20 protein-coding genes, 1 pseudogene and 1 other annotated feature are annotated in these 26,879 nt (G+C 37.8%); of the genes and pseudogenes, 16 read left to right on the forward strand and 5 right to left on the reverse strand.

Features of this window, described 5'->3' with window-relative positions; translation table 11 throughout:
• Positions 1-135 precede the first annotated feature (135 nt).
• A complete protein-coding gene (gene acsA / locus ACOI1C_RS09060; RefSeq protein ID WP_422510082.1) occupies positions 136-1,854 on the forward strand; it encodes an acetate--CoA ligase in 1,719 nt (572 codons plus the stop codon).
• A 400-nt stretch (positions 1,855-2,254) separates the two neighbouring features.
• Here the strand turns inward: acsA and ACOI1C_RS09065 are convergent, their stop codons facing one another.
• Both ACOI1C_RS09065 and ACOI1C_RS09070 read right to left on the reverse strand, forming a co-directional pair.
• On the reverse strand, positions 2,255-2,662 hold the full coding sequence (locus tag ACOI1C_RS09065) for an SET domain-containing protein (RefSeq protein WP_422510084.1): 408 nt from the start codon (positions 2,660-2,662) through the stop codon (positions 2,255-2,257).
• Between the two features lie 103 nt (positions 2,663-2,765).
• Entirely contained in the window at positions 2,766-5,669 is a 2,904-nt protein-coding gene (locus ACOI1C_RS09070; RefSeq protein WP_422510086.1) for a transglycosylase domain-containing protein, read from the reverse strand.
• Positions 5,670-5,845: 176 nt separating this feature from the next.
• Positions 5,846-6,061: a binding site (T-box leader), on the forward strand.
• A gap of 54 nt (positions 6,062-6,115) precedes the next feature.
• On the opposite strand from ACOI1C_RS09070, the gene tyrS reads away from it, so the two are divergent.
• Both tyrS and ACOI1C_RS09080 read left to right on the forward strand, forming a co-directional pair.
• The gene (gene tyrS / locus ACOI1C_RS09075) at positions 6,116-7,378 is read left to right on the forward strand and encodes a tyrosine--tRNA ligase (RefSeq protein ID WP_422510088.1); all 1,263 of its coding nucleotides are present in this window, start codon (positions 6,116-6,118) and stop codon (positions 7,376-7,378) included.
• A 108-nt stretch (positions 7,379-7,486) separates the two neighbouring features.
• Positions 7,487-7,660, forward strand: coding sequence for an NlpC/P60 family protein (locus tag ACOI1C_RS09080; protein ID WP_422510090.1), 174 nt, complete (start codon positions 7,487-7,489; stop codon positions 7,658-7,660).
• Between the two features lie 323 nt (positions 7,661-7,983).
• Here the strand turns inward: ACOI1C_RS09080 and rpsD are convergent, their stop codons facing one another.
• Entirely contained in the window at positions 7,984-8,586 is a 603-nt protein-coding gene (rpsD, locus tag ACOI1C_RS09085) for a 30S ribosomal protein S4 (protein WP_422510092.1), read from the reverse strand.
• Between the two features lie 414 nt (positions 8,587-9,000).
• Here rpsD and ACOI1C_RS09090 point away from each other — a divergent pair, with 414 nt between their 5' ends.
• Together ACOI1C_RS09090 and megL are read left to right on the forward strand one after the other, a co-directional pair.
• Entirely contained in the window at positions 9,001-10,851 is a 1,851-nt protein-coding gene (locus tag ACOI1C_RS09090; RefSeq protein WP_422510094.1) for a diguanylate cyclase domain-containing protein, read from the forward strand.
• A 108-nt stretch (positions 10,852-10,959) separates the two neighbouring features.
• On the forward strand, positions 10,960-12,141 hold the full coding sequence (gene megL, locus ACOI1C_RS09095) for a methionine gamma-lyase (protein ID WP_422510096.1): 1,182 nt from the start codon (positions 10,960-10,962) through the stop codon (positions 12,139-12,141).
• 60 nt (positions 12,142-12,201) lie between these two features.
• Here the strand turns inward: megL and ACOI1C_RS09100 are convergent, their stop codons facing one another.
• A complete protein-coding gene (locus ACOI1C_RS09100) occupies positions 12,202-12,681 on the reverse strand; it encodes a GAF domain-containing protein (protein ID WP_422510098.1) in 480 nt (159 codons plus the stop codon).
• 149 nt (positions 12,682-12,830) lie between these two features.
• Here ACOI1C_RS09100 and refZ point away from each other — a divergent pair, with 149 nt between their 5' ends.
• Positions 12,831-13,463: a forespore capture DNA-binding protein RefZ gene (gene refZ, locus ACOI1C_RS09105; protein ID WP_422510100.1), complete on the forward strand. Its 633-nt coding sequence runs from the start codon at positions 12,831-12,833 to the stop codon at positions 13,461-13,463.
• On the opposite strand, the gene hisJ is transcribed toward refZ, so the two are convergent.
• Positions 13,460-14,278 (reverse strand): histidinol-phosphatase HisJ, encoded by an 819-nt coding sequence (gene hisJ, locus ACOI1C_RS09110; RefSeq protein ID WP_422510102.1) that lies wholly within the window; start codon positions 14,276-14,278, stop codon positions 13,460-13,462. The two genes, refZ and hisJ, sit on opposite strands and share 4 nt — an antisense overlap.
• Before the next feature lie 250 nt (positions 14,279-14,528).
• Here hisJ and ezrA point away from each other — a divergent pair, with 250 nt between their 5' ends.
• The 10 genes and pseudogenes from ezrA to ACOI1C_RS09160 all read left to right on the forward strand — a co-directional run bounded on the left by ezrA (position 14,529) and on the right by ACOI1C_RS09160 (position 26,682).
• Positions 14,529-16,217 (forward strand): septation ring formation regulator EzrA, encoded by a 1,689-nt coding sequence (ezrA, locus tag ACOI1C_RS09115; RefSeq protein WP_422510104.1) that lies wholly within the window; start codon positions 14,529-14,531, stop codon positions 16,215-16,217.
• 247 nt (positions 16,218-16,464) lie between these two features.
• A complete protein-coding gene (locus tag ACOI1C_RS09120; RefSeq protein ID WP_422510106.1) occupies positions 16,465-17,607 on the forward strand; it encodes a cysteine desulfurase family protein in 1,143 nt (380 codons plus the stop codon).
• A gap of 6 nt (positions 17,608-17,613) precedes the next feature.
• A complete protein-coding gene (gene thiI / locus ACOI1C_RS09125) occupies positions 17,614-18,822 on the forward strand; it encodes a tRNA uracil 4-sulfurtransferase ThiI (RefSeq protein ID WP_422510108.1) in 1,209 nt (402 codons plus the stop codon).
• A 103-nt stretch (positions 18,823-18,925) separates the two neighbouring features.
• Entirely contained in the window at positions 18,926-19,132 is a 207-nt protein-coding gene (locus tag ACOI1C_RS09130; protein ID WP_422510110.1) for a small, acid-soluble spore protein, alpha/beta type, read from the forward strand.
• Positions 19,133-20,071: 939 nt separating this feature from the next.
• Positions 20,072-21,655, forward strand: a pseudogene (gene mbcS / locus ACOI1C_RS09135) (acyl-CoA synthetase MbcS).
• 62 nt (positions 21,656-21,717) lie between these two features.
• Positions 21,718-23,319 carry an amidohydrolase gene (locus ACOI1C_RS09140; protein WP_422510112.1) on the forward strand — a complete coding sequence of 534 codons (1,602 nt, stop codon included), beginning with the start codon at positions 21,718-21,720 and terminating at the stop codon, positions 23,317-23,319.
• A gap of 387 nt (positions 23,320-23,706) precedes the next feature.
• Complete coding sequence (locus tag ACOI1C_RS09145; RefSeq protein WP_422510114.1) at positions 23,707-24,192, forward strand: sigma-70 family RNA polymerase sigma factor; 486 nt, start codon at positions 23,707-23,709, stop codon at positions 24,190-24,192.
• On the forward strand, positions 24,192-24,629 hold the full coding sequence (locus ACOI1C_RS09150) for a zf-HC2 domain-containing protein (protein WP_422510153.1): 438 nt from the start codon (positions 24,192-24,194) through the stop codon (positions 24,627-24,629). The genes ACOI1C_RS09145 and ACOI1C_RS09150 overlap by 1 nt, the downstream gene beginning before the upstream one ends.
• Positions 24,629-25,720, forward strand: a complete 1,092-nt coding sequence (locus tag ACOI1C_RS09155; protein WP_422510116.1) for a hypothetical protein — start codon at positions 24,629-24,631, stop codon at positions 25,718-25,720. The genes ACOI1C_RS09150 and ACOI1C_RS09155 overlap by 1 nt, the downstream gene beginning before the upstream one ends.
• Positions 25,720-26,682, forward strand: a complete 963-nt coding sequence (locus ACOI1C_RS09160; RefSeq protein WP_422510118.1) for a LiaF transmembrane domain-containing protein — start codon at positions 25,720-25,722, stop codon at positions 26,680-26,682. The genes ACOI1C_RS09155 and ACOI1C_RS09160 overlap by 1 nt, the downstream gene beginning before the upstream one ends.
• Positions 26,683-26,879 lie beyond the last annotated feature (197 nt).

Below are 26,879 nucleotides of genomic sequence, written 5' to 3' on the forward strand. Positions count from 1 at the left end.
TAAAATATATGAAGCGTTTACATCTTTAAAAAAAGTTAATTCTAAGAGTTAGGTGAAATTTTTTAAAAATTGAGAAAAACGCCAGTTTATACTATAATAAACCTATAAAGAGATACATAAAGGGGGACAAGGGAAATGAAAACGGAAGCGCTTCCTGTAATCAAGGGGAATCACAATCTAGAAGACTACGATGAGGCATGTAAACAGTTCACCTGGGAAGAGTCAGAAAAGCATTTTACTTGGAACACTACTGGCAGAGTGAATATGGCGTATGAAGCAATCGATCGCCACGTGCTTACTTCTAGGAAAAATAAGGTTGCCTTATACTATAAAGACTCTTCTCGCTATGAAAAATATACGTATAAAGAAATGATGGAATGGTCAAATAAGGCAGGAAACGTTTTAAGACAAGCGGCTGATGTAGAAAAGGGAGACAGGGTGTTTGTTTTCATGCCACGTTCACCTGAACTGTATTTCACCGTGTTAGGGGCTATTAAGATAGGGGCTGTTGTAGGCCCATTGTTTGAAGCGTTTATGGAGTCGGCGGTAAAGGATCGTCTTCTTGATAGTGAAGCGAAAGTCATAGTGACAACACCGCAGCTTCTAGATCGTATTCCAATAGATGACTTACCAGCCCTAAAACATGTAGTGCTAGTCGGAGAAAACATAGGTGAACAAGGAAAATTCATAGATTTCAACACTCACTTAAAAAAGGCTAGTAAACATTTAGAAATAGAGTGGCTGACGAGAACAGACGGACTTATTTTGCATTACACGTCTGGTTCTACGGGTAAGCCAAAGGGTGTTTTACATGTTCAGAATGCAATGATTCAACATTATCAAACAGCAAAATGGGTCCTAGATTTAAAAGAGGAAGATATTTATTGGTGTACAGCAGACCCAGGCTGGGTAACGGGTACAGCCTATGGGATATTTGGTCCTTGGCTTGTAGGAGCATCCAACGTAGTAGTTGGTGGGCGCTTCAGTCCAGAAGCTTGGTACGAAACAATAGAGAATTTCGGTGTTACCGTTTGGTATAGTGCACCAACTGCGTTCCGTATGCTCATGGGGGCAGGCGACGAGATTGTTAGAGGCTATGATTTACGCTCTTTACGTCATATTCTAAGTGTTGGAGAACCACTGAATCCTGAGGTTATACGTTGGGGAATGAAGGTGTTTCAACATAGAATTCATGATACGTGGTGGATGACAGAAACGGGCGCTCAGTTAATTTGTAACTATCCTAGTATGCAAATTAAACCCGGTTCCATGGGAAAACCATTACCGGGGATAAAAGCAGCAATTGTAGATGACCAAGGAAATGAATTGCCACCTAATCGTATGGGGAACTTGGCTATTAAAAAGGGCTGGCCATCCATGATGCAATCAATTTGGAATAACCAAGAGAAGTTTGAATCCTATTTCATGGCTGGCGATTGGTATGTATCTGGTGATTCTGCCTATATGGATGAGGAAGGATATTTTTGGTTCCAGGGGCGTGTTGATGATGTAATCATGACATCTGGGGAACGTGTTGGGCCATTTGAAGTGGAAAGCAAGCTACTCGAGCATCCTGCGATAGCAGAAGCTGGGGTCATTGGAAAGCCGGATCCTGTTCGTGGAGAAATCATCAAGGCATTTGTTGCCTTAAGACAAGGGTACGAAGCAACAGACGAACTAAAAGAAGAAATTCGTTTATTTGTTAAGAAAGGTCTTGCTGCCCACGCTGCACCTAGAGAAATTGAATTTAAAGAAAAGCTACCTAAAACTCGTAGTGGGAAAATTATGAGGAGAGTATTAAAAGCCTGGGAATTAAATTTACCCACTGGTGATTTATCAACCATGGAAGACTAGGAACCCCCCCGATACTCATTTTATAAAGGGTTATGTTTTGAGGTGCATTTGTTCAATTTAGGGAAGGAATGCAATCTATATATTTAAACAAAAAACTCGTCATTTGTGCTCCATTTGGCGAGTTTTTTAATTTTTTTTGAGGGTAAACGCATCTTATTTTTTTATAAGAAAACCTTAATACTTTAAAAAAAATCATTGGTTAAAGGTATCTGTAGCATCTAAGGTTACCGTTCCGCGGCTATTTTTGCAGTTGACGGTTATCATATTGGAGTTTAGGTTACAACAAAATGACGTGTGCCCATTCGTACGTTATTTCTATTATCATTTTATTACTTTACCACCTATAAAGAAACCCCGATACTTATTAGTATCGGGGTTTCTGCTTACTTTTTTGAGCCTATTACTTCGAGGTATCTTTTTTCTTCATCATTTCGTCCTTATTAAACCAAAGTGGCTCTTGGTCATCCTCTTCTCCATTATAGTTAATAAGGATCTCGTCACCTGCTTTGATGTCGGTGTAAGCAAAGAAATTAAACGTGTGTTTCTCAAAGCTAATATCATATGTGCAGTTTGGTTGATAAGAGTGGTTAAAAAGCATTCCATACCCTAAGACAATCGCAGAGTGGTTAATTCCATACTCATAAACGTAATCATCAAGTACCGTTTTCTCAATCCACTTATGCTGGCTATTAGGGTAAGGAATAACGGGCGCTTCGTGTAGAAGTTCACCCTTCTTGATATCACATGTTGCGAAAACCCCTCTATTGAATTCTCCATTCGTTAGTGTAGAAGTTTTTATTTCAATCATATTCGTCACCTACTTGTTTTCTCTTTTTTTAGATTATCCTATAAAGCATTTTAACACAAAAAACCTATGACAGTATGTGTCATAGGTTTTTTGAAAAAGATTATTAATTTCCGTCGTTATTCTTTCCACCAGAAGGAGGGTTCACTGGAGGTTCACCAGGAAGCTCTGGTTCTCCAGGTAGTTCTGGCTCTGCAGGTGGTGGAGGCGGTGCTACAGGCTTTTCCTTCAACCATTCGCCCATTAACACCTGCTTGGAAGCAGCAGATTCTCTACCAGCTATGTCAACAGCCGTTACATAATAGGCAGCTATTGAAGAATTGACAGGGAATCCACCATTCTTTATTAGTTGGTCGAGTGTAATACTACCCACTTTTATAAATTTATCTGAAAAATTCTCTGCGCGATAAACTCTATATCCAATAATATCGTTGTGTGGATGTTTTGCCCATGTGAGTTTGGATGATATTCCAACCTTGTCAACAGGTGTTGGAGTAGACCCATTATCTTGGATGGTATTTTCTTCTTCTGGCACAACAACATTCTTCCAGTTTGCACCTTCTGGAATCAATTCCATTAGATCCTTAACACTTGTTAAATTATTTTCTTCAAGGAAAGATTTTTTGATCATAACTCCGTCTTGGGTAAATTCTTCTGGTGAAGAATCAAGAGCACGGTATACCTTTTCACCAATCACGATAAATTTACCTTTTTCTAAAGTGTCATCTACTTTTCTAGGTACGAATTTTGCGTTAAAGATATCTGTTTCTACCAATCCAGCCTCTGAACATAATTCAGAAGGAAGTAAGCCGGAAATCGTACAATACGATCTTCGAACAATTCCACCTGGCATCTTGAAGGTATCTTGTGACTTGATCAATTCAGGTCTAATTTCATTCGTTGCATTCATTAATTGAGCCCATAACATCTGGTTTCTTTGTGAATAAGAATAGCCCTTATATTTTGACTCTAGAGGTTTTGGTGTATCATAACCTAACCACAAACCAAACGTTACATTTGGGTTGGATGCCACAAACCAGGCATCGAGATATAATTGAGATGTCCCGGTTTTACCAGCCCAATCCGCTGAGAAATTCAACCTGGAATTGAGACCAGCAGCCGTCCCCTTATTAATAACATCCCTCATCATATCAATTGTTAAATAGGCAGTTTGTGGTGAAAATACTTCTACTTCAGAGCTTTTGTGCTCAAAAATCGTTTCGCCATCCTTAGTTACAATCTTTTCAATCAAGTAAGCATCAACAAACTTACCATCATTTGCAAGTGTTGCATATGCATTTGTATTTTCCTCAACTGTAACACCGTTTGTCATACCACCTAGTGCCATGGATTCAGTACTGAAATCAACCTCAGCTAATGAGGTAAAACCCATTTTCTCTAAATAAGTAGCAGGTCTCTGGTTGATAATCTTCATATAAGTAAGAACAGCAGGGACGTTATGCGATTTCGCTAGAGATTCTCTTACAGATACGAACCCATAATGTTTGTTACTAAAGTTGTTCGGGCTATAAGGTTCACCACCGGATTGGATAGTGAATTCCACATCAGCTAACATGCTACCTGGTTGAGATAAACCAAGCTCCATGGCAGGTGCATATACCAGCAAAGGCTTCATTGTAGAACCATTTTGACGAACAGCTTCACTACTTAGAGCATGGTTCGTTTGCTCCCTCTTATGATCACGTCCACCGACAAAACTAATAATTCTACCGGTTTTATTTTCTAAAAGAACAGCACCAACCTCGACTGGTTCCATTACTTTCTCCATCTCACCAGTTTCTAAGTTCTTCTTTTCCTCTGGTTTGTCGCTACCATAGTACTCATATTCATTTTTAATTTTCTGATGTATATCATAAATATCTTTATCAATGGTTGAATAAATTTTATAGCCATTTTGTCTTAGATTGGAATCCGCAATGGTTAAGTAGGAATTTTTTAACTCAGCATCATTATCTAAGTCTTCTTTTTCATAGCCATCCTTCAAAGCCAGTTGATTGGCAATGATTTCAGTTGCTCGTTTCTCAATTTCAGCAGTTAACCAAGGATAATTCTCAACTGGAGAAGGCTTTGAGGGCGCAAAGCTTCCTTCTAGGTCAAATGCTAGCGCATCATCGTATTGCTTCTGATCTATTTTCTTGGCACCTAGCATTCTACTTAATACGGTTTTCATTCGCTCAAAACCGGGCTCAAGATTGTTTTTCACTTCTCCCATTTGAGTGAAAGGAGTGTATCCAAAGGGACTTTGAGGAAGACCAGCAATAAAGGCAGCTTGAGCTAGGTTTAAATCAATTGCTGCGACATTAAAGATTCCCTCTGCGGCAGTTTTTACACCTGCAATGTTATCTCCTGAACTATTTCTTCCAAAAGTAGCAACATTTAAATAGGTTTCAATGATTTCATCTTTTTCAAAAAATTGCTCAAGTCGCATAGCTAGGAGGATTTCTTTTGCTTTACGATCAAAAGAAACTTCACTAGAGAGGATTTGGTTTTTTATGAGCTGCTGTGTTAGTGTACTTCCCCCCGTTTGAGACTGTGAATTTGTAACCTCTTGTAAAAGGGCACGAATGATCGCTTTTGGGACGACTCCATCATGCTCATAGAAGTATTGATCCTCTGTCGCAATGACCGCGTCGATTAGAAATGGAGATATATCCTTCAGTTCAATTTCATCACGGTATATGTCTGACCTAGGCTCTCCCAAATAAACATTGTTTGCAAAATAGAGCTCTGAGGTTTCCTCATAGTTGTAGATATCTTTTTTCATACTCTCATAACTTCTAATTGGTTCTTCTTTGACGAGAGAAGCAAAGTAACCTGCACCAACACCTCCAGCAAAGAACGTACCGAGTAAACCTATCACTAAAAAGACTAAAAATAAATTCCATATGACTTTGTAAGAAATCGAAAATACCTTTGTAGTTTTCTTGCTAAAAACTGCATCTTTAAAGGTTTGTAAGTATTCCCTTATCATAGATTTATTAATTTTCATAACACTCCCCCTAAAATCAATTACTATTATATCACATACTAATTAGACTTTTATAGGATAAGGTATACATATTATAGGAAAATTCAGCTTTTTTACTAGTATTCTGACAATGGTATGATTTGACACCATCTCCTTATCTATGGTATTAAAGGTATAAGAGTTTTTTAATCAAATATTTGAAAGCATTGATAGGAATTAGTAGTGCGTTATTCCCTGTTTTAGAGAGCTGATGGTTGGTGAAAATCAGTACAAAATAACACGTGAATTACCTCCTTGAGCATCTTCTGGCGAAAATTATAGTAGCAGAAGACGGTAAAACCGTTAATTTGTCTGAGTGGGGAGTACTTATACTTTCAACAAGGGTGGCACCGCGATTACAACTCGTCCCTTTTTTAGGGATGGGTTATTTTTATTTTTAATAAGTATAAAAAGGAGCTGTTCGTCAAATGGAACTTTTAAAGGATTTGGAATTTCGTGGTTTACTTCATTCAATAACAGACCGTGAAGGACTTGAAAAAGTATTGTCAGAAGAAAGTATTAAGTTATACTGTGGATTTGATCCAACTGCGGATAGTCTTCATATCGGGAATCTATTATTAATAGTGACTTTACGAAGATTTCAACTTGCAGGCCACTTTCCTGTTGCTCTTGTTGGGGGTGCTACTGGATTAATTGGTGACCCAAGTGGAAGAACAAATGAGAGAACCTTAAATTCAAGTGATGTAGTTGTACAATTTTCAGAAAAGATTCGTTTGCAATTATCTCGATTTCTTGATTTTGAGCATTCTGTCAATCCAGCAATTATGGCAAATAACTATGATTGGATTGGGAAATTGGATGTCATTTCTTTCCTGCGAGATGTTGGGAAAAGTTTTGGCTTAAATTATATGTTGGCTAAAGATTCGGTTCAATCTCGTCTTGATGCTGGTATCTCGTTTACCGAGTTTAGCTACATGATCTTACAATCATACGATTTTCTAAAGCTATATGAAGATCAAGGTGTACGTCTTCAAATAGGTGGAAGTGATCAATGGGGAAATATCACTGCAGGACTAGAATTGATACGGAAATCTGTGGAGGATTCGAAAGCATTTGGGTTGACTAATCCTCTTGTTACAAAAGCTGATGGGACAAAGTTTGGTAAAACAGCAACCGGTACGATCTGGTTAGACCCGGAAAAGTTATCTCCATATGAATTTTACCAATTCTGGATTAATAGCGATGATCGTGATGTAATGAACTTTATCAAGTACTTTACTTTCCTTTCAAAGGAAGAAATCGAAACCATTGAAGATGTTATGCAAGAAGCCCCGGAAAAAAGAACAGCACAGAAAACGCTTGCTGAACAAGTAACAACGTTTGTTCATGGTGAAGAAGCCTTAAAACAAGCGATTCGAATCTCCGAAGCGTTATTCAGTGGAAACATCACAGATTTAACAGGTGAGGAAATTAAACAAGGGTTTAAAGATGTGCCTTCTCATGAACTGAAAAAAGAAGAAGAACCATTACTAGTGGATCTACTTGTAGAGAGCAAAATATCACCTTCTAAACGCCAAGCACGTGAAGATATTACAAACGGTGCGATATATATTAATGGTGAAAGAATTCAGGAACTAAACTATGTCCTTGTTCAGAAAGACCGAATTGAAAATGAATTTGCTGTCATTCGACGCGGGAAGAAGAAGTATTTCCTAGTTAGATTTGTATAAAAAGCAAAGCCGATTGCACCTACTACAGGGTGGCCATCGGCTTTTTTTATTAACTAAATAAGAAATCAAACAAGACACTTGTACAATCAAATGTAACTGAAATGGCATATGCTTGTTAATCGAATAATTTCGACAGGACTCCAATACTTAGGGACACCTTATGTCTTTCATGCTCCTCCATATCGGACCGACGTGTTTGATTGCAGCTCATTTATGCAATATATTTTTGGAGTTCACGGTATTTTGCTACCTAGAAACTCGCGTCAGCCATTTGAAGTGTGAATTCCCATTGCTTATAAACAGATCCAGAGTGGAGATTTGCTATTCTTTTTGACAAAACGATGGAATAATAAAATGGGCAAATCTAAAATTGGACATGTAGGTATATATATATTGGTTATGGACAAATGCAAATGCTGCACACTTATCTTGAGGGTAAAAAAGTTACAGTCTCAAAGCTAGATGGTCATTTGGAGATGGTTTTTTGGTGCCAAAAGGGTTTGGTGAATTCAGAAGAACCGAATTTATCATTGGGCTTAAGGAGGAAGTTAAAAGTAAAACGTAAAACAAAAAACCCTCTTAAAAATTCAGAGGGTCTATACCTATTAACGAGAATAGAATTCTACGATTAGTGATTCGTTGATTTCAGCTGCTAGCTCAGAACGCTCAGGAAGACGAGTAAAAGTTCCTTCAAGCTTATCTGCATCAAAAGTAAGATATTCAGGAACGAAGTTGTTCACTGACAATGATTCTTCAACTGCAGTTAGCTTAAGTGACTTTTCACGTAGTGCAATTGTTTGACCAGGTCTAACACGGTATGAAGGGATATCAACACGTGAACCATCAACAGTGATGTGACCATGGTTAACTAACTGACGAGAACCACGACGAGTACGAGCAAAACCTAAACGGTAAACTAGGTTATCAAGACGTGATTCTAAAAGAATCATGAAGTTTTCACCATGGATACCAGTGATTTTACCAGCAACATCAAATGTACGACGGAACTGACGCTCATTGATTCCGAACATGTGACGAAGCTTTTGTTTTTCTTGAAGCTGTAAACCATATTCAGATATTTTTTTACGTTGGTTTGGACCATGTTGTCCAGGAACGTAAGGACGCTTTTCTAATTCTTTTCCAGTGCCGCTTAAAGAGACACCAAGACGACGAGATAATTTCCAACTTGGACCTGTATAACGTGACATTAATAATTCCTCCTGCAATGTTTTTATTTAGCATAAAATAAAAACCAGTTGTAGATCGTTCATTCATGAATATTTTATTGTTCTAAATATCCTCGCTCCCGCAGCAGGGAGTTACTCGATACACCACATACTAAAAGGTGACATAAGAGAACATTGTCTCAACTTTTACCCTAGCATGGGAATAAAATGCTTCATCAATCTGCCTACATAGGCTGCGGTATTTTACACAAGTGCAATTATAACCTTTTTCTATTCATTGTGTCAATAATACAATTAGAGTAAATAGTTGAATACTATTCGTTATTAAGTTGTTTCCTATTTAGTAAACTTTTAATGCTACCTGATGGGTTTCTTAATAGTATATAATATAATTGAATGTGTATAAGAGAAACTGAGGAATCTGTGGGTGATAGAATGGGAAACAACAAACTATTTGCACAACAATTAAAAGCCGATATGTTTGACCTTCTTATAAGTGGACAAGCTTCCACGAGTCAAGAATTTCTAAACCTTTTTATAGAAGAAGTCCGTTATCATTTCTCTGCTGAAATGGTCACACTCTTCAAACTCGACAATTTCAACCACTCTTTTACACCAGAAGTTTCAACCAACCAACATATAGTAACGAATGCAGAAAATCACGTCATTACTAAAGCAGACTTACTAAATGGGTTTCTTAAAGAAGGAAACTCATCTATTAACAGATTGTATAAACATAATACGGTGTATGTACCTCTAAAAACAAATGAAAGTACGGAGAGACTTTTAGTACTGCTTTTTTCAATTGAAGATGGTGGTCCACCTGAAGAAAACTGGGTTGACATTGCTACAATTTTTTCGAACTTTGTTTCATTGTTTAATCAACTAAAGCAAACTTCTGAGATAAATATACGTCACGAACAATTATATCAAATAACATCAAAATTTCATTCTTCCATGAACATGGATCATGTTTTGAAGGAAGTCATCCAAGCATTAAGGGAAGTTTATCCCGATTTCACATATTGTCTACTTTTATCCCATGATAATAACAATCTAGATGATCTACCTATAAAGGAAATTCAATATGAGGACCCAAATCTACCTGCAACTCAGGCATATGTAACAGGAGAAATGCAGGTAGATGTTTCTAAAAAGGACAAAACATCGACCTTATACGTTCCATTAAAAGGAAAACAAGGGATATATGGTGTGTTGCAAGTGATCCCACCTACTCCCTTCCTACTATCGAAAAAGGAGATTTCCTTTATAACATTGCTCGCAGCAACTGCTGGAAGTGCGCTTGAAAATGCGAACCTGTATCAGCAGTCCAAGCGTATAATTGAAAATCTTCAGCTCATCAATGAAACATCACATCAGTTGAACTCCAACCTTCGATTAGCAGAAGCAATGAATTTCATGTCGATGCAGATTATGCAATCCTTTAAGGCTGAAGAGGTCGGATTTATTCTGTTAGAGAATGATGCTACGAAGAAGGTATTGCCAGGCAGTACAAACTTTTTTCTATCAGATAAATCAAGTGAGCTTTTGCAATATGTACTTCGAAAAATAGAAATAGAGAAGGATCCGGTCTTCATCGGTGAACTTAAGCTAGATTGGTCAAAAAATGAAACAGAATACCGTTCTCTAATGGCTGTCCCTATGGTTCAAAGTGGAAATTTACGTGGAGTAGCGATCGTCGTTCATAAAGAAGCCTATTTTTTTACATTTGAAACGTTTAAGCTCCTTCAAGCCTTAATCCATCATTCAACTTTAGCACTTACAAACTCAATGCTTCGTGAAGAGTTAGAGCAACTAGTGATTACGGACCATTTAACAAAGCTTCACTCTAGAGCTTATCTAAACGAGAAAATTAATAAATCAATGGCTTCTGATGCGTTTGGGACTTTCATCTTAGTTGACCTTGATAACTTTAAAAAAATAAATGATACATTTGGTCATCAGGTGGGCGATGATGTACTAAAACAAGTAGCCGCTATTATCCGGGACAATATTCGAGAGTTTGACATTGGTGCAAGATGGGGCGGAGAAGAACTCGCTATTTATTTACCACGAGTCGACTTATCCGCAGGCATAGCTGTTGCTGAGCGTCTCGTTCAAAGGGTAGAACAATCAACGAAACCGAAAGTGACGATTTCTTGCGGTGTTGGACATTGGGAAAAGGGACTAGAAGATAGTCCAATTACACTGTTTAAACGAGCGGATGAAGCTCTTTATCATGCCAAAGGAACAGGGAAAAACAAAGTATGTGTTCAACATTACTAGCCAATTTAGTAAGAAGCATCCAAAGGGTGCTTTTTCTATAAACTTCAAAGAGAGCGTTTTCAAAAGAGAAAATAGTACATATTCTGTTAAGGGGGAGGCTGAAACATTATGGAGAAAGATAGAAAATTTCAAACGAAGGCTATTCATGGCACCTACAAGGCTGAAGACTTTTTAGGGAGCTTAACACCACCTTTATTTCAAACCTCAACATATGTTTTTGAGACAGCACAGCAAGGTGAGAACCGGTTTAATGGTAGTGAAGAAGGAATGATTTATTCAAGACTCGGAAATCCAACTGTTCAACTATTAGAAGAGAGAATAGCCATGCTTGAAGGTGGGGAGCAAGGATTAGCATTTGGTTCAGGAATGGCTGCAGTGTCTGCGGTTTTGTTACATTATGTAAAAGCAGGCAGCCACATTCTTTGTTCCAAAGGAATTTATGGTTGCACGTTCGGATTATTAAATTGGCTTGAGGAAAAGTTTAATGTTACGTTTGAATTATCTGATATGAGTTCAAAAGAGGAAATACAAGAAAAGATTACAGAGAAAACAGCTTGTATATTTTTGGAGACTCCAATCAATCCAACGATGGAGATCATTGATTTAAAGACAGTGGTGAAAGCTGCAAAAAAATTCAATGTACCTGTAATTGTTGATAATACATTTTGCTCACCTTATCTACAAAGACCACTAGAATCTGGTTGTGATATTGTTTTGCACAGTGCGACCAAATATATTGGTGGACATGGAGATGTTGTAGGAGGATTAGTTGTTGGAAAAAAAGAGGTTATAAACGATATCGGTATGCATGTTCGAAAGGATATTGGAGCTATTATGTCTCCGTTTGATGCTTGGCTCTTAATGAGAGGGCTTAAAACATTACCGATTAGAATGGAACAGCATTGTAAGAACGCTGCGAAGATAGCTGGCAAACTTCAGAAGCACCCAAAGATAGATCAAGTGATCTATCCAAGTTTATTTACAGGGAAGCAAGCAAAGATTGTACAAAGTCAGATGGACAAACCAGGTGGAGTGATTTCATTTACCATTCCAGGTGGAAAAGCCGATGCACAAACCTTATTAAATCATTTAACTTTGATTAAAGTGGCTGTAAGTCTAGGTGATGCAGAAACATTGATTCAACACCCTGCTACAATGACCCATTCAATTGTTCCAGAAGCAGAACGATTAAAGATGGGAATAACAGATAATTTAATTCGGTTATCTGTTGGACTCGAAGCTTGGCAGGACATTTGGGAGGATTTGGAGCAGGCATTGGATAAACTTTAAATTTTGTCAAAAAAGGAGTCGAATATCTCGACTCCTTTTTAGATTCATCCGCAATAGCTTTTAAATAAACTGTAATACCACTTTAACGAAACGCTCAATATATTCTTGATCGATTTCATCAAAGCGATCTTTTATTGGACTATCAATATCAAGTACACCAATAACTTCATCATTTTTTAGTAGTGGAACTACAATTTCAGATTGTGATGCAGCATCACAGGCGATGTGGCCAGGGAAGGCGTGCACATCTGCAATACGCTGTGTGATCTTCGTAGCTGCTGCAGTTCCGCATACACCTCTTCCAAACGGTATTCTCACACAGGCAGGGAGTCCTTGAAACGGTCCAAGTACTAACTCGTTACCATCAGTCATATAAAAGCCAACCCAGTTAACCTCTGACAAAAATTGATTTAGCAAGGCAGATGCATTGGCTAAATTTGCGACTACATTTTTCTCATCCTCTAGCAATGCTTGAAGCTGTTTTAATAAAAGCTCATAATTTTTCTCTTTTGACTCATTGTAATGTTCGACCTTAAACATGGTAATCCCCCTTTATACAACATTAAATTAGTATCATAATAGCAAATTACGTTGAAATATGCACGAAATTGTCGTCCGAAACATAAAGGAATCTATCATTGGAAACCGAACTGTGTATAGTAAGACTAGTAAACCTTGGAGTGATTTTAATGGATTCATCCCCGTCAAAAGAAAGAGTGATTCAGGCTTCCATCTCTTTGTTCAATGCAAAGGGCTTTGATGGAACATCCATTCGTGATATTGCAACATTAGCTAACGTCAATGTAGCCATCGTTTCTTATTATTTTAAGAATAAAAAAGGCTTGATGGAGTACCTACTTTCTGATTTCCTTAATCAGTATATAAAAGTAATGGAAGATGTGCTTCATCTTTCAATTTCAGCCAGCGTTACCTTACATGAAATGACAAGAGCACTGCTTGAATTCCAGACTGAAAAAAGGGATCTTGCTCGGTTTGTTTATCGGGAAATGACATTAGATAATGTTCTTATTCGAGAAGTTATGACTACGTACTTAGCCAAGGAAAAATTTTATCTCAATCAGTTATTTGAACGTGGTGTAAGATCAAAAGAATTCAGAAAGATGTCTATCCCTGCAGTGATTACGCAGTTTAAAGGAATGTTAAGTATGCCATTTTTACAGCCACAATATCTGACAGAGGTTTTACACGTAATTCCTTATGAGGACTACTTTATTAAACAATATAAAAAAGAAATAGAAAATTGGATTAACCACACGATCTGCCGATTACCTACTCAGCAACTGCAAGCAGCCTTGTTCTAAGTGGTCGGTGAGCTTAACGTAACGCCAGGGTATAATGCAACAAGTCCCTGACCTAAATCCTTTGCTTGATGTGCATCTGAACCGTATACAAGCTTAAGGTTAAGTTTTATGGCTTCCCTAATCACCCATCTAGGCGGGTACGGCTCAAGGCAAAGAGGCTTATTCATTCCTGCCCCATTATAATCTAATTGAAGATTATACTTTTTCATTTCATGTAATATATTCAAAACCTCCTGTTCATAGCTATCCTGAACAGGATATTTTTTTTGGAATTTATGTACGAGAGTTATATGTCCCATTCTTTTGGGTTTATATGCCCCAAGATCTGAGGTAATAGACTGTAAAACAGTTTGATAATAGGCACTGTAGACAGATTCAATCCCACCGAATGTGGCAATCATTTCATTAAAAACTTGTGGGCTGTAGTCCAAACAGTAATAATCAGTATCCTTTTTCAGAAAATGAACAGAAAGAATACTGTCGTCAATATACGGTCCATACTCAGTTAAAAAAGAAGAAATCTCCGGCTCGTAGCCCTCAATATAGTCAACCTCGAGTCCTCTGTTAATCTTTATGCTCGAGCGATAAACTTCTTGCAGCTTTGTTATCGTTTCAAAATACTCATGAAGCACGTCTAAACGCATAGCACTATCTTTAGACGGTGTCGAATCGTCAAACGATAATGGTAGAGGTGCATGTTCTGTAAACGTGATTTCTTTGAAGCCAAGGGCAACCGCTCTGGTAATATATTTTTCAAAAGAATCTGTTGTCCCGTGTGGACAAAAGGGTGTATGAATATGTCCGTCAGCAATCAAAAGTAGATCCCTCACATTCTATCTGGAAAAAATTTTAAAAAATTGGTCAAAAATTGTCGTTTACATGGTATCATAAAATCATTGTAATTACTTGTATATCATACTTGAAGAATATAAATGTTCTATCTTTTTTTTGCTAACCAGAATTTTTTGCATTAATTCTGAAAGCATTTGAGAAAAATGAAGCAATGAGCCAAGTTTTTCTAATCCATTAAGAGATGGTGAACGTAGCAGAGGAAAGGGGCTTATTATGGATTTCATCATCATTTTACTACTAATACTAGTTATTTTCATCGCGTATGGAATGACTATAAGGAAAAAAATATATAAAGAAGTCGATCGTTTGGAAGCCTGGAAGATTGATATAATGAATCGACCTGTTACGGATGAAATGGCTATGGTTAAAAGCCTCAATATGGTAGGTCAAACAGAAGAACTGTTTGAGAAATGGCGTAACAAGTGGGATGAAATTGTCACCACAGACCTACCGGATGTGGAAGAAATATTATTTGACATTGAAGATTATGCTGACAAATACCGAATGAGAAAAGCCAAGCTACTAGCAAAGGATTTACACGATCACTTGCAAAAAATAGAAGACTCGATCCAAACCATTCTAAGTGAACTTCAAGAATTAGTTGGAAGTGAAGAACAGAACCGAGTTGGGATTGAAGAATTGAAACAGTTATACCGAGATGTAAAGCGATCGCTTTTAGCACATAGCAACTCGTTTGGAAAAGCAGAAGCAACAATGGAGAAAATTCTTGACCACACAATGGTCAGATTTAAAGACTTTGATGAAACAATGAGCAATGGAAATGTACTAGCAGCAAAAGGCATTGTTCTTTCTATAAAAGAGAAATTAGAGAATATGCAACAGCTTATTGAGGACTTGCCAACACTCCTAAAGGAATGTCAATTTACCATTCCAAACCAACTTAGCGAGCTTTTGCAAGGTATAAATGAAATGAAAGACCAAGGCTTTGTCTTATCACATCTTCAAATTGAGAAGGAAATAAGTCTCATTCATGATCAGCTTGCAACCTATCTTAACCAAATTGAAGAGGCTGAAATCAATTCAGCTAAGTCAGGTTTAGTGGAGCTTCAAGCTAAGATTGAAAGCTTTTATGATCAATTAGAAAATGAGGTACTTTCAAAGAATTTTGTTAATCAAGAGGTACACCCGATTCATGGTTCTCTTGACTACCTGTATGATGAAATCAAAGAAACTAAAAGCGAAACAGAACAAGTACAACTAAGCTACCAGCTATCAGATCAAGATATTGAAATACAAAAAAATATAGAGACCCAAATTAATCAATTATTGAAGCGATTTACAAATGTTAAATCGTCAGTGGAAGAGCAGGATGTTGCGTATTCAATCATAAAAAATGAGCTCGAAGATATTAAGCATCAAATAGAGGCAATTAAGGATTCCCATCAGGAGTTTTCTGGGGTGCTACAAACATTGAGAAAAGATGAGTTATATGTAAAAGCTCAGCTTAATGAAATGCGTAAAATGCTGCTTGAGTCTAAACGACTCGTTCAAAAAAGCAATCTACCTGGCTTACCAGAAAGTTACTTAGTTGATATTACAGAGTGCAATCAGCAGGTCATCAAGATTGCTGAAAAACTGGAAGAAAAACCACTTCATATTCCGGTACTGACTGTCATGCTTAATAGGGCACTTGAAGATGTAAAGAATCTGTCAATCACTACTGAAGAAATGCTAGAGCAGGCGTACCTAGTCGAACAAGTCATCCAATATGGAAATCGCTATCGTGGAAGATCCCTTCATATGTCTGAAAAACTAACTGAGGCTGAGCTAGCTTTCCGTCATTTCGAATACTCACGTGCATTAGAAGAAGCGGCAACAGCACTAGAGAAAGTTGAGCCAGGAGCATTGAAAAAAATTCACTATTTGATCGAGACAAAATAATGTTAAAAGGCTGCTTGAGACGATCTCGGGCAGCCTTTAGTGTTTGTAAATGATAGAAGGAAATTGAAAAGAAAGATACAGACTGTTTATGTTTGAATGGTTTACTGAAGCATCAGGACCAATGGGCAAAAGTTGAAGAACTCTTCCACAGTAGTATGAATTTTAAATAATGAAGATTCCTTTTGCAACTAGAGAGATTATGATAAGATTATAAATTGCCAACAGTCCTAAAAAGGGGGATTATGCTTTGATTTATTTTGACAACAGCGCTACAACAAAGCCATATCCAGAAGTCATAGAGGCATTTACTAAGGTTGCTACTCTTTATTTTGGCAATCCTTCATCCGTTCATAAACTTGGAAGTGAAGCTGAACGATTGATTTACCAGTCTCGCGAGTATATTGGTAAGCTGTTATCCGTTCACCCGAGTGAGATTGTGTTTACTTCTGGTGGTACTGAAGGGAATAATTTGGCAATAAAAGGTACAGCATTACGATATAGAAATAGAGGTAAACATATAATTGCTACATCTATCGAGCATGCATCCATTCAAGAAGGACTTAAACAGCTTGAAAAGCATGGGTATGAGGTCACCTACTTGCCTGTAAATGAAGCAGGTGTAATTACAATCCAACAAGTAAAAGATGCTATAAGGATCGATACAATTCTTGTGACGGTGATTCATGTGAACAATGAGGTCGGCACCATACAGCCGATTTTTGAAATCGGTCAATTATTAAACCGATATCCTCAAATTTTTTTCCATGTTGATGATGTTCAGGGGATTGGAAAAGTACCCCTTCAAATAAAAGAATCAAACATTGATTTACTTACTGTGTCAGGGCATAAATTTCACGGACTTAAAGGAACAGGGTTCATGTATGTGAGAAAAGGAATCGAATTAGAGCCGCTTTTCACAGGAGGATCCCAGGAAAATGAGCTGAGGGCTGGCACTGAAAATGTCCCGGGCATTGTTTCGATGACAAAGGCACTTAGGATGACACTTGAGGAGGGTGAGGAGAAAATACTTCACTTAACTAAATTAAAGAACCATTTATATAAGCTCTTAGATGAAATGAGTTTTGCCAAAATAAATACACCTAGTGAAGGAACAGCTCCACATATCTTGAACTTTTCTATTCCAGGTGCGAAACCGGAAACGATTGTGCACGCACTCGAGAAGTATGAAATATATGTTTCAACAAAGTCGGCGTGTTCTTCAAAACAAGTTAGTGCAAGTCGAATCTTACTAGAAATGGGTAAACCAGAAAGAATTGCTTCAAGTGCAATTCGAGTCAGTCTATCTGCTGAAAATACACTGGTTGAAATCGAGAAATTTTATCATGCAATGAATGAAATCGTAGAACAAAATATTGTGATAATGAGGTAGTGGACCATGCAATACGACAGAATACTAATTCGTTACGGTGAAATTACAACAAAAGGTAAAAATCTGAACAAATTTATTAATGCGTTAAAAGAAAATATCCAGCTTAAGCTTAAAAATTATTCAAATATTACTTTTGAAAAGAACAGAGATCGAATGTTTATTAATCTAAATGGTGAGAATCATCTTGAGATCATGGATCATTTAGAAACTATATTTGGAATTTCTTCTTTCAGCCTTGCTTTAAAAACTGAAACGGAGCTAGAAGAAATCAAAAAAGGAGCATGGTTTGCATTTAATGAGGCTAGTGGTGGAGTTAAGACCTTCAAAGTGAATGTAAGGCGCTCTTATAAACAATTTCCTCTCGATACGCAAGAACTCAATCATGAAATTGGCGGTTATATTTTAAGGAATTCAGAGCATATAACGGTCAATGTACGAAATCCAGATATTGAAGTAAGGGTCGAGGTTCGAGAGGATGGAACTCACATTTCTTCACATACACGAAAAGGAGCAGGAGGCATGCCTGTCGGCTCTAGTGGAAAAGTTCTATTGCTACTATCAGGTGGTATTGATAGTCCTGTTGCCGGTTATTTGATGATGAAAAGAGGAGTCGCCATTGATGCGATTCATTTCCATAGTCCACCCTATACAAATGAGCGTGCTAAACAAAAGGTGTTAGACCTCGCAGCCCAATTATCTTCATATTGTAAGAAAATAAATGTTCACATTGTACCCTTTACAGAAATTCAGACAGCCATTCATAAAGGAATTCCAAGTGATTATTCGATGACAGTCATGCGTAGGATGATGCTTCGAATTGCTGAGGGAGTCGCTGAGAAAAATAATATCCTTGCATTAGCAACTGGAGAAAGTTTAGGGCAGGTGGCAAGTCAAACACTGCACAGCATGAATGCGATTAATGAGGTAACTAATTTGCCAGTTATCAGACCTGTTGTGACTATGGACAAGCTTGAAATTGTCGAGATAGCCCAGAAGATAGATACGTATGATATCTCCATTCGACCGTTTGATGATTGCTGTACAATATTTGCTTCTGCTTCCCCGGCGACAAAGCCAAGACGAGAAAAAGCCAATCGTTTTGAGAGTTATCACGAATTTACACCACTGATTGAGGAAGCTGTAAAAAATACTGAAGTGATACAAATTAGAGGTCAGATCTCAAATTTAGATACTGTTTTTGAGGACTTGTTTTAATCAAATTTGGCCAATAATAATAAAATACTAACAATTACCAGTCTTTAGTTTGAATTATGCCATGTGTTTTAACACACTCTATAATCACAAGGAGGTGATACACATGGCACAAAACAATAGCTCAAACCAACTTCTAGTACCTGGAGTTCAACAAGCTCTAGACCAAATGAAGTATGAGATCGCTAACGAATTTGGTGTTAACCTTGGAGCAGATACAACAGCACGCGCTAACGGATCTGTTGGAGGAGAAATCACTAAGCGTTTAGTCCAAATGGCTGAACAACAACTTGGTGGAGGATACCAACAATAACAATTATATAAAATGGCTACAAGGACGGGGAATCCCCCGTCCTTTTGTTTTTTACTTAGAATTTCATTGTATTGAAGTTTAACATGTGTCATAGTCCTTTTAGAAAAAGAATAATTATAGCCAGTATGAGTAGTCCTATAATAATTGGTGGACCTACACCAGAACTAAAAACGATATAGATAGTAATGTTCCGTAAAGCATTCACAATAATATATATAAGTAATGTAATACACAATAGAAAAATAAGGGCAGAATTCTTATGATTACTCAATGGAACCAGCTCCTTTAGAAGCTTTATTAACAAGTAGTTTTCGTAAATATTGTTGCTGTTTACCCAAAAGAGGAGTGGTTGATTGCAGTGGAGAGGGCACTGAAAAAAGTCCGCTTTTTAAAAAGTATGTGTTAACTATACCTGTTGATTTCCACTCCAGGATGCACCATTCCCCGGGGCGGGTGGTGAGCCTCCTCGGCTTGCGCCTTGTGCGGGGTCTCACCTGTCCCGCTAAACCTGCAGGAGTCTCGCATATCCGTTCCAATCAACTTATTTTTCAAAGGGTTGCTCAAGTCACCTATTTAAAAACACAATCTTTTAGAAAAGGACCTTTAACAATGTTGAAACTAATTAAAGTTACTGGTGCATTCCCATTACAATTGCACCCATTTATAAAACACTATGTAAACCATATCTTGTAATATTCTTGAAATGGCAATAAATCCTTTAAAGGAAGTTTCCGATTTTCTAGGCTTCTTTGAAAAAAATATTTAAACTTACTTTTTATTGACATACTTCATAAATAAATCTTCCTTCATTTTGACTACATTGAAACTACCTCAAACTAAATGAAAACCACAAATTTTCCCAAAATTATCCTAAAATATTATTCTTAATTTTCGTATAATTTGCTATACTTGAATAAGTAAATAGAGGAGGTCATTTTCATGGACAAGAAAGAACTACTAGCACCCTTAAAATACAACATTGTACAAGAGGTAGAGAAATTTGCTCAGGATCACTCGAGAATTGCACTTAAATGGGAAGATGAACTAGGAAGTAAAAGGGAAATTACATATTATGAGTTAATCTGTCGTGTAAACCAAATTGGAAATGCTTTACTTACGAAAGGACTACAAAAAGGGCAAAAGGTTCTCATTATTGTTCCGAGAGTAATTGAAGCTTATCAAGTTTATTTATCAGCATTAAAAGTTGGCTTAGTCGTCATCCCAAGCTCTGAGATGTTAAGAAAAAAAGATATAGAATATCGATTGCATCACGGTGAAGTTGAAGCAGTCATTTGCTTTCATGAATTTATAGAGCAATTTGAGGATATTGATACATCACCGATCCATATGTTTTCAGTTGGAGAGCATATTGCAGGTTGGCTTCCTTTAGACAGCCTTGCAGATCTTGAAAGCAAAATACTTGGAGTAGCAGAAACAAGAAATGATGACATGGCGTTTCTATCCTATACTTAAGGAACAACTGGAAACCCAAAAGGGGTCGTCCATACACATGGATGGGGCTTTGCTCATCTTCGGACCACAGCATCAAGCTGGCTCGATATAAAAGAGGGCGATTCTGTTTGGGCAACTGCAGGTCCTGGATGGCAGAAATGGATTTGGAATCCGTTCTTAGCCACTCTTGGTTCTGGTGGAACAGGATTCGTTTATTATGGAAAATATGAACCCGAGAAGTATCTAAGCTTGCTCCAGAAGTATTCAATTAATGTGCTTTGCTGCACGCCAACCGAATACAGATTAATGGCAAAGGTAGATGGACTCGATCGATATTCTTTACCACATTTACATAGTGCGGTGTCAGCAGGGGAGCCGTTAAATCGAGAAGTGATCGATACATTCCGAAAATATTTTAACGTCGATGTTAGAGATGGGTATGGTCAAACTGAAAACACATTACTCGTAGGTGTATTGAAGGGAATGGAAATGAAACCGGGTTCGATGGGAAAACCAACCCCTGGCAACTACGTCGAGATTATTGATGAAAATGGAGTACCAGTTAAGCCGGGTGCTGTAGGTGATATTGCGGTACATGTGGAGACACCAGCTTTGTTCAAAAATTACTATAAGGACCCAGAAAGAACAGCGAAGCAATTCAGAGGAGATTACTATTTAACAGGTGACAAAGCAAGACTTGATGAGGATGGCTACTTTTGGTTTGAAGGAAGAGGTGATGATATTATCATTAGTTCTGGTTATACGATCGGACCGTTTGAGGTTGAGGATGCCCTAGTTAAGCATCCGTTTGTTAAGGAGTGTGCCGTGGTTGCAAGCCCAGATGAAATTAGAGGAACGATTGTGAAAGCATTTGTTGTATTGAAAGAAAACGTTGATATGGCGGATAGCTCTTTAATCCCACTTTTACAAGAACACGTCAAGCAATTAACAGCACCCTATAAATATCCTAGAAAAATTGAGTTTGTAGAAGAGCTGCCAAAAACGACTTCAGGGAAAATTAGAAGAATTGAACTGCGTCAATCAGAAAATCAACACAATTCAAGTGTGTGATTTTTTTAAAAGTAGCCTGGGGGCTGCTTTTTTGAGTCGGAAAAATAGAATGGAGAATGATTATGGGGGATCTTTGGTATGGTGGAACAATTTACACCTTGAAAACAAAGACCGATCAGGTAGAAGCTGTTTTTATAGAAGGAAATAAAATTATTGCAATGGGTACAAAAGAAGAGCTACTTCAAAAATATGAACCAAATGTATGGATTGATTTACAAGGCGCAGTGATGTTTCCGGGTTTTGTAGATAGTCACTTACACTTGATAGGTCATGGGGAGAAGCTCACGCGTTTAGATTTTTCCAAAATGACTTCTTCTAAGGAAATCATAGAAGCCTTGGAAAGGAAAGCTGCTATTACTTCAAAGGGTGAATGGATTATTGCAGAAGGCTGGAATGAGAATTTACTATCCGACCGAAAAATCTTCCATAGAACAGAATTAGATGAAGTAGCTCCTTTTCATCCTCTCATCCTACACAGAATGTGCAGACATGCGTTTATTGCAAACAGCCTGGCCCTGTCAAGAGCAGGCATAACAAAGGATACCCCAAATCCTCCGGGTGGAGTAATTGTTAAGGATGCGGATGGAGAGCCTACTGGCTACTTATTAGATCAGGCACAGGAGCTTGTGAAAAATGTTATTCCTGATGTTTCGGGGGATTATTTAGAGACCGCTCTTCGTCACTCGATAAAAGATTGCCATCGATTAGGATTAGTTGGGGGACATAGTGAAGATCTAAACTATTATGGTGGCTTTGATAGAACATATGATACTTTCTTGAAGGTAGTGAACCAGGAAGGCTTAAGGTTTAAAGCAAATCTGCTCGTTCATCATGAAGTAGTAGGAGATATGATAGACCGAGGAATTTCGTTTGGTGATGTAAATGGTGATATTGAAATTGGAGCGATGAAAATATTTGCAGACGGTGCGCTTGGTGGTCGAACCGCTTTATTAAGTCAGCCGTACAATGATTCTCAAGACACGTCCGGTGTGGCAATCTATGAGCTTTCTGAGTTGAAAGAGCTTGTGAAAAAAGCTAGACAATACGGGATGCCTGTTGCTATTCATGCGATTGGTGACTTAGCCTTTGAATATTCACTTGAGGCAATAGAAGATTACCCACCCGCACCCTGTCAACGAGATCGATTGATTCATGCACAAATTTTGAGAAGAGATTTAATCGACCGAGTAAAAAAGCTACCGATTGTCTTAGATTTACAACCTCGCTTTGTAGCCACTGATTTTCCATGGGTAATTGAGCGAATTGGTACTGACAGAATGGAATACTGTTATGCTTGGAAGACGTTATTAGAAGAAGGTATTCGGTGTTCTGGTGGATCAGATGCTCCGATTGAACCTGTTGATCCGTTGCTTGGAATACATGCAGCTGTTGCGAGAAGACATCCTGAAGAAAGTGAACATATTTCCTATTCCCCCGAGCAAAGGCTAACTTCATATGAAGCGGTGAAGCTATTTACGAGTGGAAGCGCGTATGCGATCAATCATGAGGGTGATCGTGGACTCATTGAAGTTGGATTTGATGCCGATTTCACTGTGTTGGATCGTGATATTTTGACGTGTGCGACGGATGCTATTCTTCATACACAAGTCAAGATGACGGTTGTGAATGGTGAGATTGTATATGAGAAAGCGAGTGGAGAATGATCCGTGGATCATTCTCTTTTTTTTATAAGATAAGAAAGTATAAGTTTTTTCAAACAGGGTCTATGTCTAGCTCCAGCTCCTAGACCCTCGAGGTCAAATAGCCTGAAGCAAATAAAAGGGAAGATCACCTTTTTGTTCTCTTTCCTCACATTTCCTAAGATATAATGAACAAGTATATATACATGTAAAATTCTAGTGAATATTGTGTCCGAAAGGTATGAATGCAAGGATACAGATTTCAACTTTCAGATATAATTTTGAAAAAGTGTAGGGGATTGAAGGCTTAGTTTCGTCTAATATAGTAGATAGAGAGAAAGGGGGGGGAGCACGATTCAAGATGATATATTAGTAGAGAAGGTAAAGGCTTTCGATGAGCATGCATTTCGTTTGCTCGTTGAGAGATATCAACATGCATTGTTTAAGGCAATCTATCCCATTCTCAGGGACGAGAAAGATGCGGAGGATGCAACGCAGGAAGCGTTTCTGAAAATCTATTACGCTCTCCCCCAATACAACTCACAAGGGTTAAAGACCTGGATGACCCGGATTGCCATTAATCATGCAATTGATATGAAACGAAAGAAACAACGGCAAAGAGAAACTGTACTTGAGCCAAGTGAATTTTTAACAATTTCTAAGTCAGATGAAAATATTGCCATGCCACTCCTGCTTAGGGAACAGAGAGAATTGGTTCGAAATCGACTAGATGAATTGCCTCTCAATTATCGAGATGTTATATTTTCGTATTACATAACCGAAAAAAGCTATAAGCAAATTGCCGATGAACAAGGGGTTGAAGTTAAAACGGTTGAAACAAAGCTATACAGAGCAAGAGGCTGGATGAAGAGGCATTGGAAGGAGGCTGATTTTTGATGAGACATTTCAACAACGAAGAGTGGTCATCTTATATAAAGGATGAGTTATTGGAACCAGAGCGGGAAGAACTTGAAGATCACCTGTTTTCATGTGACCAATGTTTAGATCATTATATGAAAATGATAGATACACTATCAGACCAATTACCAAAAAAAGAGGATAGTAGGTTTACAGAAGCACTTATGAAAAAGCTACTTCAAAAAAAGAAACGTAGAAAGACTTTTTACCAGCATCCGTTATTTCATTACGGGGTGGCTGCTGTCATTACATTTACGCTTATGACAACAGGGATTTTCCAAAGCATTACAGGTATAGTTGCAACAGTCGAAGCATCTCCAATTTTGAATCCGGAGCAAACAGTATCAAATAGCTTAATGGAAAAGGCTTTTTCACTCTTTCAACCAATAGAAGAAATACAAAAGGAGGTAAGATAATGAATAAAAACCCATTACTCGCGTTGTTTCTCTCATTTATTCCGGGTGTTGGACACTTTTACGTAAATCGAAAAATAAGAGGCTTCATTTATGGAGCAGGAGCACTCTTACCTATAATGTTTGGCTCTTTCGTAGCCGTAGTTGGTTATTATAATTCTTTTCCAATTTTTCTGGGTATTTTAATTGCACTTGCAGTTACCGCTATTAGCGTATTTGATATGATACTTTATTTGATAAAAAATCCAGTTTCTGTCAAACCAGTTATACCTCAATCCCTTGACGTTCAACCCGTAACTGGTTCAGAAGAGAGCGAACGATTTCATACCATTCTCCTGTCTTTTATCCCAGGATTAGGTCATTTCCAGCTAGGTTTAATGAATAGGGGGTTAACATTCTTAATCGGATTTTTCGGCTTAGGGATGATGGTCTTGTTTATCACCGCTTTTACTGGCAGAAGTGAATTCGTGGTTTTCCTTGGAATTCTTCCAATCCTTTGGATTTATAACATGTTCGATTCCATTCAACAGATAAGCAAGAAACAAAGAGGCGAAGAGTTAGTAGACCGAACGATTCTAGAGGATTTTGAAGAAACGCGGCGTGAACAAGGTAGGAAGAGCAAGACATTAGCAACTGTTCTATCAATCTTCCCAGGTGCTGGACACATGTACTTAGGCTTGCAAAAACGTGGTCTGCAGCTAATGGCAGCCTTCCTGTTTGGAATCTATATCTTAGATATTCTCAGACTCTCATTGTTTTTATTTTTAATCCCCATTATTTGGTGCTATAGCTTTTTCGATGCCTTACAAAAGGTTTCCAAGCATGGAGAAGAAGAGTTAGAGGATGTTCCTGTTATCTCGTATCTTCTCAATCACCAGAAATGGATTGGGATTGGTTTGTTTACTCTAGGACTCTATTATATGTTTGATAATATAATGATTCCTGCCTTAGCACCTGTGTTTGAAATGGATTTTGGTATTGATATTCAAAACCTTTACTATACCTACTTCCAAGGGAGCATTATTTGTATCTTGTTAATTGGTGGCGGCTTAAAGCTGATGATCGGAAGTAAAAGCAGAAAGGAGACTGTATGATGAGAAAATGGCGAGTTGGTACTGTATCTATGGGCTTGTCCCTTGTCTTACTTGGGGTTCTCTTGTTTGTATCTCAAATGAAGGGAACACAAATGGTTGAACCACTACTCGTTTGGTGGCCACTCATTCTTGTTGTATTAGGGCTAGAAATTATCGTATTCCTTTTTTTATCAAAGCAAGAAAATCCGATAGTGAAATATGATTTTTTCAGCATTTTATTTGTTGGTGTATTAGGGACCATCGGGATTGGATTAACGATTCTTACCTCATCAGGTCTACTAACAGAATTGCAAACCTTTGTACAAGCTGAGGATCAATCAATCAATCTCCCTGAAATAGAGGAAGAGCTTGCTGCAACAATTAAACGTATTGTCTTAGAAACAGGTAGTCAAAATGTAAATATTGAGGGATCACCTGAGAATAAATTGCATATCTTTGGTACGTATCGAGCAACAGTCGGTCCCAAGACCGAGCCTCCTATCAAGGAAAGAGATGATTACTCATTAACAAAAGTAGTTGGAAATACATTGTATGTAACGATAAAAGATCCTTCTAGCCATTCGGGTGCGTTCTCAACCTATATGACTTTAGAACCCACCATTGTGGTCCCAGATAGCATCCAATTGGAGGTGCGCGGAGAGCAAAACACAATAGCCTTGTACCCAGGCTCTTTAGCTAATCATTGGAATGTCGAAGATGCCGGCTATGTGACAGTTGGCCTTAGCAAAAAGAATAACGTATTACTTTCAGCCATATCAAACAATAACTTGCAAGATGGTAATGTGAACTGGGATTCAATTGAAACAGCAGATAAAGGTGGAATAAATGAAAACAATGAAAAAGGTGAGGCAGATTTACAAAATAATCACTATAAAGGGACGTTAAAACTAGGTGATGGAACGTACCAGCTAAATATTTTTAACAGTGATCTCATTTCTGTAAATTTATTTGAAGAAATGTAAGTAGGAAAATATAGAGGTACACTATGTTTTTAAGTAAGCACTGCTATATTCGTGAAATTAAAAGTGCAAAGTTATGAAAGAAATACATAACCTTGCACTTTTCTTTTGTCAAAAGAGCACTTGATTTAGTACTGTTCTCTTGTGAGCTTCACCTTCCTACTTTAGAGCATATATTTTAAAAGACGAGCATATATTCT

This window comes from Bacillus sp. DJP31 (assembly GCF_049310945.1).
In the GTDB taxonomy this organism is placed as follows: domain Bacteria; phylum Bacillota; class Bacilli; order Bacillales; family SA4; genus Bacillus_BS.